Origin of the sequence: Bradyrhizobium sp. IAR9, from assembly GCF_013408065.1 — a bacterium.
Lineage (GTDB): Bacteria > Pseudomonadota > Alphaproteobacteria > Rhizobiales > Xanthobacteraceae > Bradyrhizobium.
Genome location: NZ_JACBZW010000003.1, coordinates 650,610 through 664,656 on the forward strand (window position 1 = coordinate 650,610; position 14,047 = coordinate 664,656).

Here is a 14,047-nt window from a genome sequence, read left to right on the forward strand (position 1 = left end):
AGGGCTAGCATGCGCTATCGGCAAGGACCAGTCCGAAGCAATCTGCCGCCGCCAATACCGAAGCGTGTTCCCATGAAGAAGCTTGCCACGTTCATCACGACTGCGCTGCTGCTCGCCACACCCGCCCATGCCATCGTCGGCGGTGGCACGCCGCAGGCCGATGGCGTGGCGCGCGCCGTCGTCACCATCGTCGGCTCGCGCGGCAATTCCTGCACCGGCACTCTGATCGCGCCGAAGATCGTATTGACCGGCGCTCACTGCGTGCCGCCGGGCGCGGACTACAAGATCGTCGATCGCAGCGGTGGCGCACCGCAATTGCTGAACGTGCGCACCATCGCGATCCATCCGGGCTACAAAGCGCAGGTGCATCGCGCCGGCGCAGACGTGGCGCTGTTGCAACTGGAAATTCCACTCAAGGGAAAATCGGCGGTGCCGGTCGGCGCGCCGAATATTCCGATCCAGGTCGGTAGCCGTTTCGTCATTGCCGGTACCGGTGTCACCGTGCGCGGTGATGGCAGGAGCGGCGGGGCCACGCGCGTCGCGGGCCTTGTCGTCACGGGCCAGCCCGGCACGCTCCAGATCCGCCTGGTCGATCCCGTAACCAACGGTGTTCGCGACGGAATTGGCGCTTGTACCGGCGATTCCGGTGGTCCTGTGTTCGAGGACAAGCCGAACGGCGCCGTGCTTGTCGGTGTCATCAGCTGGGCGACGGGACCGAACGCCGGCGATGGCTGTGGCGGGTTGACCGGCGTCACGCCGCTCACGCTCTACCGCGACTGGATCTTGCTGACCGCGCGGAGCTGGGGTGCGGCGCTGTGATTTGACCGCGGCTCGATCTATGTCATTTTGAAGCGGAAGCGCGGCGGGTGATCATGCCGGCCGCGGAGGAAACGCGTCGTCCGTCAAGGGCGGCCACAAAAACAAGCAAGGCATAGAAGCAACAATGAATGTCGCTGTTCGCAGTCACGCCACCGCCAAACAGGCTTCTGAACATTTCGACGTGCTGATCGTCGGCGCCGGCATCTCCGGCATCGGCAGCGCCTATCACATCGAGAAGCAGCTTCCGGGCACGAGCTATGTCATCCTGGAGACGCAGGCGACGTTCGGCGGCACTTGGAGCACGCATCGTTATCCCGGCATCCGCTCGGACAGTGATCTCCATACGTTCGGCTATAGCTTCAAGCCCTGGGTCGGGCCGCCGATCGCGACCGCCGAAGAAATCCTCACCTATATGAAAGAGGTGATCGACGACAACGGTATCGCCAAGCACATCCGCTACAAGCACAAGATCAATTCCGCCAGCTGGTCGAGCGAGCAGAATCTCTGGACTATTGAGGCGGTGACGACCGACACCGGCGAGCCGAGGACGTTCACGGCGAACTTCCTCTGGATGTGCCAGGGCTATTACCGTCATTCGGAAGGCTACACGCCGGAATGGAAGGGCACCGATCGCTTCAAAGGCCGCATCGTCCATCCGCAGACATGGCCCGATGACGTCGACCTCACGAACAAGAAGGTCGTTGTGATCGGCTCGGGCGCCACAGCGGCGACGCTGGTGCCGAACATCGCTGACCAATGTGCGCATGTCACCATGCTGCAGCGTTCGCCGACTTATTTTCGCCTCGGCCGCAACGCCATCGAGATCGCGGAAGAGCTGCGCCGGCTTCAGGTCGATGAGGCCTGGATCCACGAGATCGTTCGGCGCAAGATCCTGTTCGAGCAGGATGCCTTCACGAAACTCTGCGTGTCCAAGCCAGAACAGGTCAAGAAGGACCTGATCGGCCAGATCAGCGCGGTGCTCGGTCCCGACTACGACGTCGGGACGCATTTCACGCCGACTTACCGGCCGTGGCGGCAGCGCATCGCCTTCGTGCCCGATGCCGATCTGTTCAAGGGCATCGCCAGCGGCAAGGCCTCCGTCGTGACCGACGAGATCGAATGCTTCGTCGAGAACGGCATTCAGCTCAAGTCCGGCAAGCTGCTGGAAGCCGATGTCATCGTCACCGCGACCGGCTTCAATCTCGCCGCGCTCGGCGACATCGCCTTCGAGATCGACGGCAAGCCGCTCGCCTTCGGCGATACCGTCACCTATCGCGGCATGATGTTCACGGGCGTTCCGAACATGGTCTGGGTGTTCGGCTATTTCCGCGCCAGCTGGACGCTGCGCGTCGATCTCGTCGCCGACTTCGTCTGCCGGCTGCTTGGTCACATGAAGGACAAGGGTGCGAAGAAGGTCGAGGTACGCTTGCGCGCCGAAGACCACAACATGCCGATCCTGCCCTGGATCGATCCGGAAAACTTCAACCCCGGCTACATGATGCGCAACATGGATCTGTTGCCCAAGCGCGGCGACAAGCCGGAATGGCAGCACAGCCAGGATTACTGGACGGAGAAGGACGAGATCCCGAAGACGGATCTGGATGACAAGGCGTTTGTGTACGGGTGAGGGCGCTCGGGGGTGTAAGGGGCGGTAACGATTGCCACATCCTCCACTGTCGTCTCCGCGAAGGCGGGGACCCGTAACCACAGGGAGTAGTTATGGAGCGAGCTGCTAACTCCGAGCCTTCGCCAAACATCGGCTGTGGCTACGGGTCCCGGATCTGCGCTTCGCTTGTCCGGGACGACAGCGGTTGTTGCGTGAACAGCCTCCCAACTCACCCCAGCAGCTCTACGAATTCCTTCGCGTCGCATTCGCCGCAATCGCCGCCGCGGCGGTCCGGTTCTCCACGCCGAGTTTTGCGTAGATCTGCTCGAGATGCTTGTCGACCGTGCGCGGGCTGAGTCCCAGGATTTGCGCGATGTCGCGATTGGTCTTGCCCTTGCTGAGCCAGGCCAGCACCTCGCCCTCGCGGGTGGTGAGGCCGAGTTCGCTGGTGAATTCTGGCGGCAGCGCGGTGCCGGACTCCCTGGAGAGCCGCAACAGGAATTCGTTCGGCGCGGTTTCGCCCATGTAATAGAGCCGCAGCTGCGGATTGTCGGGCAAGCAAGCCGCTTGGGATTTCGAGCTGCCCTTGGCTTTGGCCTGCTCCAGCCATAGCAGCAGCGATGGCGGCAGGACGAAATCGTCGGCCTGTGCGCCGTGATGATCGGACAGCAGCTTCTGCGCCTGCGGTGTTGCCCACAGCAGATTGCCATGGCGGTCGACCGCGAACAGGACGCGGCCGGAGACGTCGAGCGCGGCGCGCGCACTCTGGGTCAGCCGGGCATTGCCGAGATGGACGCGGATGCGCGCCAGCATCTCCTCGATCACGATCGGCTTTGTCACGTAATCGACGCCGCCGGCCTTGAGCCCGCGCACGATATGCTCGGTTTCGGCGAGGCCTGTCATGAAGATCACGGGGACATTGGCAAGACCCGCATCGCGCTTGAGCCGACGGCAGGTCTCGAAGCCGTCGATGCCGGGCATCACGGCATCGAGCAGAACGATATCGGGCGTGATCTGGTCGATGATGCGTATCGCGGCCGCGCCGTCGAGCGCCACCATCACCGTCATGCCGGCGCCGTCGAGCGCGTCGGTGAGCAGCCGCAGCGTCTCGGGAGAGTCATCCACGACCAGCGCGACGTCGCGCTTTTTCGACTCAATGTTCATGCGCATGCAACGTCTTCAATGTGGCCATGTACTGCTCGAGATCGAAGCGGTCGACCAGCGACCGCATCTGCGCGACGAAGTCGGCGTGCTCCGGATGCTCGCTGCCGATCTCGTCCAGCTTCAATTGGATGCCCCTGACGTAGCCGATCTGGCCGAGCCCGATCAGCGCCTCGATGTGCCGCGCCGGCGGCCTCGATCCGCTTTCGGGGCGCCAGAACGGCACCGCGATCTCGTCCGAGCCGTATTGCCATTCGATCTTGAGGAGCTGGCGGATCGTCTCCAGGAGCCTCGGGATGTCGATCGGCTTCATCAAATAGCCGTCATGGAAGGGCTGCGCCAGCGGCGCGCCGTGGGCCTCGATCGCGCTGGCCGACACCATCAGGATGCGGGCCTGGTGATGGCCGCTCGCGCGCAAGGCCTCCGCGACGGCCCAGCCGTCCATGGCGGGCATCGAGATGTCGAGCAGGAACAGATCGGGCCGGCAATGCTGCGCCAATGCGAGGCAGCCGGGGCCATCCGGTGCGCTGAGCAGGATGAAGCCGAGCGGGGTCAGCACCTCGCGCAGGAGGTCGCGATGCACGGGGTCGTCGTCGGTGATGAGGATGGTCTTGCGCGCGCCGTGATAGCCGGAGACCGGGGCCTCCACCGGCGCGATGAGCTGCGGATTGGTGACCTCCGAGAGCAGGATCTTGACCTTGAACGTTGAGCCGGTGCCGACCGTGCTCATGACCTTGATATCGCCGCCCATTACGCCGGCGAGCAGACGGCTGATGGTCAGGCCGAGGCCGGTGCCGGTTTGCGGCTGCGAGACGCCGAGCGCACCGCGCTCGAACGGCGCGAAGATGCGTTCGAGATCGTCGCCCTGGATGCCGGGACCGGTGTCGATCACTTCGAACTCGGCAACGGGGCTGCGATAGTGCACCACGAACTGCACGCTGCCGGTCTGGGTGAACTTGATGGCGTTCGAGAGCAAATTGATCAACACCTGGCGCAGCCGTTTCTCGTCGGCATAGACCACCAGCGGTAAATACGCCGGCCGCCTGAACACGAAATCGATGCCCTTGGCAGCGGCCTGAAGGCGGAACATGCCGACCAGCTGATCGAGGAACTCGCTGAAGCGCACCTCGTCGCGCGACAGATACAGCCGTCCCGCCTCGATCTTGGAGATGTCCAGAATGCCGTCGATCAGGCCGGAGAGGTGGTCGGCACTGCGGCGGACGACGCGGAGCTGGTCGCGCGGCTTGGTGTTGAGCGTCGTGTCCTGCTCCAGGAGCTGGGCATAGCCGCTGATCGCGTTCAGCGGTGAACGCAGCTCGTGGCTCAGGCCCACCACGTAGCGGCTCTTGGCGAGGTTGGCGGATTCGGCGACTTCCTTGGCGCGCTGCAGCTCGGCGTCGGTGCGCTTGTGCGCGTCGATCTCCTGGATCAGCAGCGCGGTCTGCCGTCGCGTCTCGGCTTCCGCCGCGCGGCGGCTCTGCTGCGCCAGGACGAACAGCCACGCCACCACGCCGATGATGATGCTGAGCGAGAAGAAAACCTTCCAGAGCACGTCGGAGACGAGCGCGTTCTCGCCATGCACGCTTGCCGAGGTCTGCAGATAGATCAGGCCCAGCACCAGCGCGACGAGGCCGGCGGAGACCACGAACACGCCGACATAGTGGCCGAGTTGCGAGTTGATGCGCGCGTAGATCGGCTGTGGCATCAGCTTGCCCAGCGTCTCCGATACCTGCGCCTGGATCCGCGCGTGCGGCTTGCAGAGATCGTGGCAGCGGGCATCCAGCGAGCAGCACAGAGAGCAGATCGGGCCGGCATAAGCGGGGCAAGAGGCCATGTCCTCCGGCTCGAACGCGTGCTCGCAGATGCAGCACTGGATCGCCTCGATGTCCTGCCAGCTCCGTTTCGGCTTGCGCGCGATGTAGTATTTGCCGTCCGTGGCCCAGGCAATCAACGGTGCGGTGAGGAAGGCAACCGCCAGCGCTATGAAGGCCGACAGCGCCTTCGCGGTCGGCCCGAACAGGCCGTAAAAGGCGCTGATCGAGACAATGGTCGCGATCGTCATCGCACCGACGCCGACCGGATTGACGTCGTAGAGATGCGCGCGTTTGAATTCGATCTGCTGTGGCCGCAATCCAAGCGGCTTGTTGACGATGAGATCCGCGACCAGCGCACCGACCCAGGCGATCGCGACGTTCGAATAGAGCGCGAGCGTCTGCTCCAGCGCCTTGTAGACGCCGATCTCCATCAACAGCAGCGCCACGATGACGTTGAAGATCAGCCAGACGACGCGGCCGGGATGGCTGTGGGTCAGGCGCGAGAAGAAGTTCGACCAGGCGATCGAGCCGGCATAGGCGTTGGTGACGTTGATCTTCACCTGGGACAGGATCACGAACGTGCCGGTCAACGCCAGCGCGAGGTCAGGCTGGGACAGCACATAGCGGAACGCTTCGAGATACATATGGGCGGGCTCGGCGGCCTCCTCGGGCGGCACCCCGTGGCTGAGCGCGAAGAACGCGAGGAACGAACCCGCCAGGAGCTTCAGCGCGCCCAGCACGATCCAGCCCGGTCCCGCGCTCATCAGCGCCACCCACCAGGACGCCCTGGAGGCGCGGCGGTCGCGCGGCAAAAATCGCAGGAAGTCGACCTGCTCGCCGATCTGCGCCACCAGCGAAAACACCACGGAAGCCGCAACCCCGAACAGCAGCAGGTCAAAATGCCCGTTGAGGTCGCCGTGCTCGCCCGAGAACTTTCGCCACTCCGTGAAAGAGTGCGGGTTGTGCCAGGCGATCGCCGCGAACGGAATGATGTGGAGCACGATCCACAGCGGCTGCGTCCACAATTGGAAGCGGCTGATCAGCGTGATGCCGTACGCCACCAGCGGGATGATGACGACGGCGCTGATGAGATAGCCGATCGGCCGCGGAATCCCGAAGCACATTTCGAGGGCGGACGCGAGGATCACGGCTTCGATCGCAAAGAAGATGAAGGTGAAGGACGCGTAGATCAGCGAGGTGACGGTGGAGCCGATGTAGCCGAAGCCGGCGCCGCGCGTGAGCAGGTCGATGTCGATGCCGCATTTGGCGGCATAATAGGCGATCGGTACGCCACAGCAGAAGATGATGAGGGAGACCACGAGGATGGCGGCGGTCGCATTGGTGACGCCATAGTTCAGCGTGATGGTGCCGCCGATCGCCTCCATCGCCAGGAACGAGATCGCGCCCAGCGCCGTGTTGGCGACCCGGGCGGCGGACCAGCGGCGCGCGCTCTTCGCCGTGAAGCGCAGCGCATAGTCCTCCAGGGTCTGGTTGGCGACCCATTGGTTGTACTGGCGCCTGACGCGGTCTATTCGCTGCCGCCCTGCCACGCTTTACCCCACTCCTGATACGGACCCGGAGCCCTCGCAAATTCCGTACCAAAAGCCTACGTCGGCATTTTGCGGTGCAGTATACGCGATCTTGCGTATGCTGGCACTGCATCAATCCGAGCCATCCTCACGGCACCAATCGCGTGTCCTCGAACAAAAGTGGGGTGCTCATGTCAGACGAACCAAACAAGGGCCTTTTGTCGCCGCTCCGGCGCAAACTATTGATGGGAATGGCCGCCGTGCCCGCCATCACGATGCTGCCGCGGGCGTCCTTTGCGCAGGCTCCCGCGACCTCGGCGGTCAACACCACCGGCCTTGCGGTCACCGACACCGAGGTCACGGTCGGCATCCTGCACTCGGCGACCGGCACCATGGCCATCTCCGAGACCGGGTCGATCGAGGCCGAAAAGCTCGCCATCGAGCAGATCAATGCCGCCGGCGGCGTGCTCGGCCGCAAGATCAAGTTCATCCAGGAAGACGGCGCCAGCGACTGGCCGACCTTCGCGGAAAAGGCCAAGAAGCTGCTGGTCAACGACAAGGTCGCGGCGATCATGGGCTGCTGGACCTCGGCCTCGCGCAAGGCGGTGCTGCCGGTCATGGAGCAGTATAACGGCATGCTCTATTACCCGACCTTCTACGAAGGCCTCGAGCAGTCCAAGAACGTCATCTACACCGGTCAGGAAGCGACCCAGCAGATTCTCGCCGGCCTGAACTGGATCGCCAAGGAAAAGGGCGCGAAGTCGTTCTTCTTCATCGGCTCCGACTACATCTGGCCGCGCACCTCGAACAAGATCGCGCGCAAGCACGTCGAGAACGTGCTGAAGGGCAAGGTGGTCGGCGAGGAGTACTATCCGCTCGGCAACACCCAGTTCAACTCGGTCATCAACAAGATCAAGCTGACCAAGCCCGACGTGATCTTCACCGACGTCGTGGGCGGCTCCAACGTCGCCTTCTACAAGCAGCTCAAGGCCGCCGGCATCGACCTCTCCAAGCAGGCGCTGCTGACGATCTCGGTGACCGAAGACGAGATCGACGGCATCGGCGGCGAGAACATCGCGGGTGCCTATGCCTGCATGAAGTACTTCCAGTCGCTCGACAATCCGAACAACAAGGCGTTCGTGCCGGCGTTCAAGAAGGCCTGGGGCGAGAAGACCGTGATTGGCGACGTCACCCAGGCTGCGTATCTCGGCCCGTGGCTGTGGAAGTTGACGGTGGAGAAGGCGGGCTCCTTCGACGTCGACAAGATCGCGGCGGCCTCGCCCGGCGTCGAGTTCAAGGGCGCGCCGGAAGGCTATGTGCGCATCCACGAGAACCATCATCTCTGGTCGAAGACCCGGGTGGGGCGCGCCAAGCTCGATGGCCAGTTCGAGCTGATCTACGAGACCGCCGATCTCGTCGAGCCCGATCCGTTCCCCAAGGGCTACCAATAAAGAAGCGCGCCCAGTCGCGCTTTCTTCCAACCACCAAGCCTCTCCCTGGCGTGGACCGCAAATCCACGCCCAAGACCCCCGCGTCGCGAACCTGCATCGCGACGCGGGACCCTTATCCCCGACGGAGGACATCGATGTTCGGCGACTACTCGCTTGGTGACCTTGGCTCCATCTTCGTCATGCAGGGCTTTGCAGGACTGATCCTGTTCTCGGTCTACGTCCTGATGGCGCTCGGGCTTGCCATCATCTTCGGCCAGATGGGCGTCATCAACATGGCCCATGGCGAGTTCATGATCCTCGGCGCCTACGTCACCTGGATGACCTCGAATGTCTTCCAGTCCTATTTGCCGGGCTTGTTCAGCGGCTATTTCTTCCTTGCGATGATCCTGGCCTTTGTCGCGTCCGGCGCATTGGGGATGCTGGTGGAGTGGGTGCTGATCCGGCATCTCTACAAGCGCCCGCTGGATACGCTGCTTGCCACCTGGGGCCTCAGCCTGATGCTGCAGCAGGCCTATCGCTCCGTGTTCGGCGCGCGTGAGGTCGGCGTCGAGCTGCCGCAATGGATGCTGGGCTCGCTGCACGTAACCGACAGCATCGAAGTGCCGATCAACGGCGTCTTCGTGATGTGTCTCACCGTGTTGATCACTCTCTCGGTCGCGTACGTCATGTACATGTCGCGCTGGGGCCGCCAGGTCCGTGCGGTGGTGCAGAACCGCATCATGGCCGGAGCGGTCGGCATCAACACCGAGAAGGTCGACCGCTACACCTTCGGGCTTGGTTGCGGCATTGCCGGAATCGCCGGAAGCGCCTTCACCATGATCGGCTCGACCGGGCCGACCTCCGGACAGCTCTACATCGTCGACACGTTCCTGGTCGTCGTATTCGGCGGCGCGGCCAGCCTGCTCGGCACCATCGCCTCCGCGTTCTCGATCTCGCAGACGCAATCGACGCTCGAATTCTTCATGTCGGGCTCGATGGCCAAGGTCCTGACGCTGCTCGCTGTCGTCGGCATCCTGATGCTGCGGCCGCAGGGTCTCTTCGCCCTCAAAGTTCGCAAGTAAGGAGAAGCAGGCAAGTCATGATCATCAACTCACGCTTCTTCAATCGCTCCGAGCTCATCGGCTTCATCGTCCTGGCGGCCGTGCTGTTCGTGATCCTGCCGCTCTCGCTGGATGTGTTCCGCCTCAACCTGGTCGCGAAATACCTCACCTACGCCTTTGTCGCGCTCGGCCTCGTGCTGTGCTGGGGCTATGGCGGCATCTTGAGCCTCGGCCAGGGCGTGTTCTTCGGTCTCGGCGGCTACTGCATGGCGATGTTCCTCAAGCTCGAGGCTTCCAGCGTCGAGAACACGAAGATCCAGTCGACGCCCGGCATCCCCGATTTCATGGACTGGAATCAGATCACGTCGCTGCCGTTGTTCTGGCAACCATTCCACAGCCTCACCTTCACCATCCTCGCCATCATCCTGGTCCCCGGCCTGTTCGCGCTGATCATCGGCACCGCGATGTTCAAGCGCCGTGTCGGCGGCACCTATTTCGCGATCATCACCCAGGCCGTCGCCGCCATCCTCACCATCCTGATCGTCGGGCAGCAGGGCTACACCGGCGGCATCAACGGCATGACCGACCTGCGCACCCTCAAGGGCTGGGACATCCGGCCCGACCACGCCAAGGTCATCCTGTACTTCGTCGAGGTGGTGCTGCTTTTCGCCTGCATCGGCATCGCGCAGTTCATCCGCCTGACCAAGCTCGGCCGCATCCTGGTGGCGATGCGCGAACAGGAGGATCGCGTCCGCTTCTCCGGCTACAGCGTCGCCAACTTCAAGATCTTCGCCTTCTGCATGGCCGCGGTCTTCGCCGCGATCGGTGGCGCAATGTTCGCGCTCAATGTCGGTTTCATGTCGCCGTCCTTTGTCGGCATCGTGCCGTCGATCGAGATGGTGATCTACACCGCGGTCGGCGGACGCATGTCGATCTTCGGCGCGATCTGGGGCGCCATCCTGGTGAATTTCGCCAAGACCAGCCTGTCGGAATCCTTCCCGCAACTCTGGCTGTTCGGCCTCGGCGCGCTGTTCATCGCCGTCGTGCTCGCCTTCCCGAACGGTTTGTCCGGGCTCTGGGCCGATTACGTGCAGCCGAGGATTGATCGGCTGTTCGCCTCGCGCAAGCGGAAGCCGGGCTGGAACGACAATTCGGTCGCCGACGGCGCACCGGCAGAGTGAGGAGGCCATCATGCTCGTTGGACACCAGCCCAAGGATTTCCTGCTCGCGGTCTCCGGACTGACCGTCTCGTTCGACGGGTTCAAGGCGGTCAATGATCTCTCCTTTTACGTCGAGGAGAACGAGATCCGCGTCATCATCGGTCCCAACGGCGCCGGCAAGACCACGGTGCTCGATCTGATCTGCGGCAAGACCAAGGCGACCTCGGGCTCGATTCAGTTTCGTGGCAAGGAGCTCACGAAGATGAAGGAAAACGAGATCGTGCAGACCGGCGTCGGGCGCAAATTCCAGACGCCGTCGGTGTTCGAGGATCTCACCGTGTTCGAGAACCTCGAGATCTCGTTTCCACGCGGCCGCACCGTGTTTGGCTCGCTGACCTTTCAGCGCGACCAGCTGGTGAAGGACCGGGTCGAGGAGGTCGCCGAGATGATCTTCCTCAAGGACAAGCTCAACACCTATGCCGACGAGCTCAGCCATGGCCAGAAGCAATGGCTCGAGATCGGCATGCTACTGATCCAGGACCCGGACCTCCTGATGCTCGACGAGCCGGTCGCCGGCATGAGCGTGTCCGAGCGCGCCAAGACGGCCGAGCTCCTCAACCGCATCATCAAGAACCGCTCGGTGCTGGTGATCGAGCACGACATGAAGTTCGTCGAGGATATCGCCCACAAGGTCACCGTGCTGCACCAGGGCCAGATCCTCTCCGAGGGGACCATGGAGAAGGTCAAGAACGATCCCAAGGTCATCGAAGTCTATCTGGGGCACTGACGATGGCGAAAACCAATGAATCCGTCGCGGCATCGACGGTGCACCTCTCCCCTTGTGGGAGAAGTCGGATCGCATCGTCAGATGCGATCCGGGTGAGGGGTATCTCTCCGCGCGTCGAACGGCCTGTCGCATCCGCGGATGCAAACCCCTCATCCGTCGCGGACTTCGTCCGCGCCACCTTCTCCCACAAGGGGAGAAGGAAGGCATACCGAGTCTAGGAGCACGCTGATGCTGGCAATTTCCGATCTTCACGTCGCCTACGGCCAGAGCGAGGTGCTGCACGGGCTCAACGTCAAGGTCGCGCCCAACGAGATCGTGGCGATCATGGGCCGCAACGGCATGGGCAAGACCACGCTGATGAAGTCGCTGATGGGCATCCTGCCGGCCAGGAGCGGCTCGGTGATCATGGACGGCGCCGAGCTCGGCAACCTCAAGAGCTACGAGCGCGTCGCCAAGGGCCTCGCCTATGTGCCGCAGGGCCGCATGATCTTCTCCACCATGACGGTGAAGGAGAACATCGAGACCGGCCTCGTCGTTGCGGGCGAATCCGAGGTACCCGGCGACATCTACGAATTGTTTCCGGTCCTGCTGGAGATGAAGGGCCGCCGCGGCGGCAATCTCTCCGGCGGCCAGCAGCAGCAGCTCGCCATTGCGCGTGCGCTCGCGACCAAGCCGAAGGTCCTGCTGCTGGACGAGCCGACCGAAGGCATCCAGCCTTCCATCATCAAGGAGATGGCGCGGACCCTGAAGCGCATCCGCGACGAGAAGGGGCTCTCGATCGTCGTGTCCGAGCAGGTCCTGAGCTTCGCGCTCGACATCGCCGACCGCGTGCTGGTGATCGAGAACGGCGAGATCGTGCGCGACGATCCGCGCCACGCCGTCGATGCCGCGCAGGTCTCGAAATATCTGTCCGTCTAACCAACCGTGTAAAAGGGGAGCATCTCGATGCCAGAGACACTGATCAAGGTCGATCTGACCAAGTCGGCTTACGAAAATGACATGGTGCACAACCGCTGGCACCCCGACATCCCGATCGTGGCCTGGGTCAATCCCGGTGACGATTTCATCATCGAGACCTATGACTGGACCGGTGGCTTCATCAAGAACAACGATTCCGCCGATGACGTGCGCGACATCGACCTGTCGATCGTGCACTTTCTGTCGGGTCCGATCGGCGTCAAGGGCGCCGAGCCCGGCGATCTCCTCGTCGTCGATCTGCTCGACGTCGGCCCGATGAAAGAGAGCCTGTGGGGCTTCAACGGCTTCTTCTCCAAGCAGAACGGCGGCGGCTTCCTCACCGACCATTTCCCGCTGGCGCAGAAGTCGATCTGGGACATCAAGGGCCTCTACACCTCGTCCCGCCACGTGCCCGGCGTGAACTTCGCCGGCCTGATCCATCCTGGCCTGATCGGCTGTCTGCCCGATCCGAAGATGCTGGAGACCTGGAACAAGCGTGAGGCCGAGTTGATCTCGACCAATCCGACCCGCGTGCCGGGCCTTGCCAATCCGCCGTTCGCGGCGACCGCCCATGGCGGCCGCGCCAAGGGCGACGTGAAAGCCAAGATCGGCGCCGAGGGCGCGCGCACGGTGCCGCCGCGCGAGCACGGCGGCAATTGCGACATCAAGGATCTCTCGCGCGGCTCGAAGATCTACTTCCCGGTCTATGTGCCGGGCGCGGGTCTTTCGATGGGCGATCTGCACTTCAGCCAGGGTGACGGCGAGATCACCTTCTGCGGCGCCATCGAGATGGCGGGATGGCTGCATCTGAAGGTCGAGGTGATCAAGGACGGCATGTCGAAGTACGGCGTCAAGAACCCGATCTTCAAGCCGTCCCCGATCACGCCGAACTACAAGGACTATCTGATCTTCGAAGGCATCTCGGTGGATGAAGCCGGCAAGCAGCACTATCTCGATGTTCACATCGCCTATCGCCAGGCCTGTCTCAACGCCATCGAATACCTGAAGAAGTTCGGCTACTCCGGCGCACAGGCCTATTCGATCCTCGGCACCGCGCCATGTCAGGGCCACATCTCCGGCGTGGTCGACGTGCCCAACGCCTGCGCCACGCTGTGGCTGCCGACCGAGATCTTCGACTTCGACGTGATGCCGTCGGCGGCAGGTCCCATCAAGCACATCACCGGCGATATCCAGATGCCGATCTCGCCGGACAAGTAGTCGGTGCGCGACGGGATGCGGAGCGGCGTCTCTCTGCCGCCCCGCATCCGCCGCCGGATCATTTCTGAACAGGCAAGAGCGTGGGAATAATGCGATGCCGGTCTACGAATATCTCTGTGACGACTGCGGACCTTTTACGGATCTGCGCCCGATGGCCGAGTGCGACGATCCACAAAGCTGCCCGCATTGCGAGACCATTGCGCCGCGCGTCATTCTGACCGCGCCGAATTTCTTCTGCATGCCGTCAGACAAGCGCAAGGCGCATGCCGTCAACGAGCGCAGCTCGCACGCGCCGCAGACGCTCGCGCAATACAAGGCCTCGCACGGTCCCGGCTGCGGCTGCTGCTCTTCGGGCAAGACCGTGAAGGACAAGAACGCGATCGACAAGAAGAAGCCGGCGCGGCTGGTGACCAAGACGAAGAGCGGCGCCAAGGGCTTTCCGACTGCGCGGCCGTGGATGATCAGCCACTAACGCACCTCAAACCAATAAACGACAGGAGCGCAC

At 63.1% G+C, this 14,047-nt stretch carries 11 protein-coding genes; 9 read left to right on the forward strand and 2 right to left on the reverse strand.

All coding sequences use genetic code 11. From position 1 onward, the window contains the following. Positions 1–72: 72 nt before the first annotated feature. Both GGD67_RS12080 and GGD67_RS12085 read left to right on the forward strand, forming a co-directional pair. Positions 73–819, forward strand: a complete 747-nt coding sequence (locus GGD67_RS12080; protein ID WP_179732941.1) for a trypsin-like serine protease — start codon at positions 73–75, stop codon at positions 817–819. Positions 820–943: 124 nt separating this feature from the next. After that, positions 944–2,446 (forward strand): NAD(P)/FAD-dependent oxidoreductase, encoded by a 1,503-nt coding sequence (locus GGD67_RS12085; RefSeq protein ID WP_179732942.1) that lies wholly within the window; start codon positions 944–946, stop codon positions 2,444–2,446. A gap of 222 nt (positions 2,447–2,668) precedes the next feature. Here GGD67_RS12085 and GGD67_RS12090 read toward each other — a convergent pair whose 3' ends face one another. Both GGD67_RS12090 and GGD67_RS12095 read right to left on the reverse strand, forming a co-directional pair. Next, positions 2,669–3,595: a response regulator gene (locus GGD67_RS12090; protein WP_179732944.1), complete on the reverse strand. Its 927-nt coding sequence runs from the start codon at positions 3,593–3,595 to the stop codon at positions 2,669–2,671. Beyond that, the gene (locus tag GGD67_RS12095) at positions 3,579–6,950 is read right to left on the reverse strand and encodes an ATP-binding protein (protein WP_179732946.1); all 3,372 of its coding nucleotides are present in this window, start codon (positions 6,948–6,950) and stop codon (positions 3,579–3,581) included. The genes GGD67_RS12090 and GGD67_RS12095 overlap by 17 nt, the downstream gene beginning before the upstream one ends. A gap of 170 nt (positions 6,951–7,120) precedes the next feature. Between GGD67_RS12095 and urtA the strand changes: the two genes are divergently transcribed. The 7 genes from urtA (at position 7,121) to GGD67_RS12130 (ending at position 14,014) form a co-directional block, all read left to right on the forward strand. Beyond that, complete coding sequence (gene urtA / locus GGD67_RS12100) at positions 7,121–8,380, forward strand: urea ABC transporter substrate-binding protein (RefSeq protein WP_026201734.1); 1,260 nt, start codon at positions 7,121–7,123, stop codon at positions 8,378–8,380. A 134-nt stretch (positions 8,381–8,514) separates the two neighbouring features. Beyond that, on the forward strand, positions 8,515–9,441 hold the full coding sequence (urtB, locus tag GGD67_RS12105) for an urea ABC transporter permease subunit UrtB (RefSeq protein WP_018316774.1): 927 nt from the start codon (positions 8,515–8,517) through the stop codon (positions 9,439–9,441). Between the two features lie 17 nt (positions 9,442–9,458). Continuing rightward, complete coding sequence (gene urtC / locus GGD67_RS12110) at positions 9,459–10,601, forward strand: urea ABC transporter permease subunit UrtC (RefSeq protein WP_038949523.1); 1,143 nt, start codon at positions 9,459–9,461, stop codon at positions 10,599–10,601. A 10-nt stretch (positions 10,602–10,611) separates the two neighbouring features. After that, positions 10,612–11,367 (forward strand): urea ABC transporter ATP-binding protein UrtD, encoded by a 756-nt coding sequence (urtD, locus tag GGD67_RS12115; RefSeq protein WP_026201736.1) that lies wholly within the window; start codon positions 10,612–10,614, stop codon positions 11,365–11,367. Between the two features lie 228 nt (positions 11,368–11,595). After that, entirely contained in the window at positions 11,596–12,285 is a 690-nt protein-coding gene (gene urtE / locus GGD67_RS12120; protein WP_179732948.1) for an urea ABC transporter ATP-binding subunit UrtE, read from the forward strand. A gap of 27 nt (positions 12,286–12,312) precedes the next feature. Continuing rightward, a complete protein-coding gene (gene fmdA / locus GGD67_RS12125) occupies positions 12,313–13,542 on the forward strand; it encodes a formamidase (RefSeq protein WP_179732950.1) in 1,230 nt (409 codons plus the stop codon). 94 nt (positions 13,543–13,636) lie between these two features. Further along, a complete protein-coding gene (locus tag GGD67_RS12130) occupies positions 13,637–14,014 on the forward strand; it encodes a zinc ribbon domain-containing protein (protein WP_179732952.1) in 378 nt (125 codons plus the stop codon). Positions 14,015–14,047 lie beyond the last annotated feature (33 nt).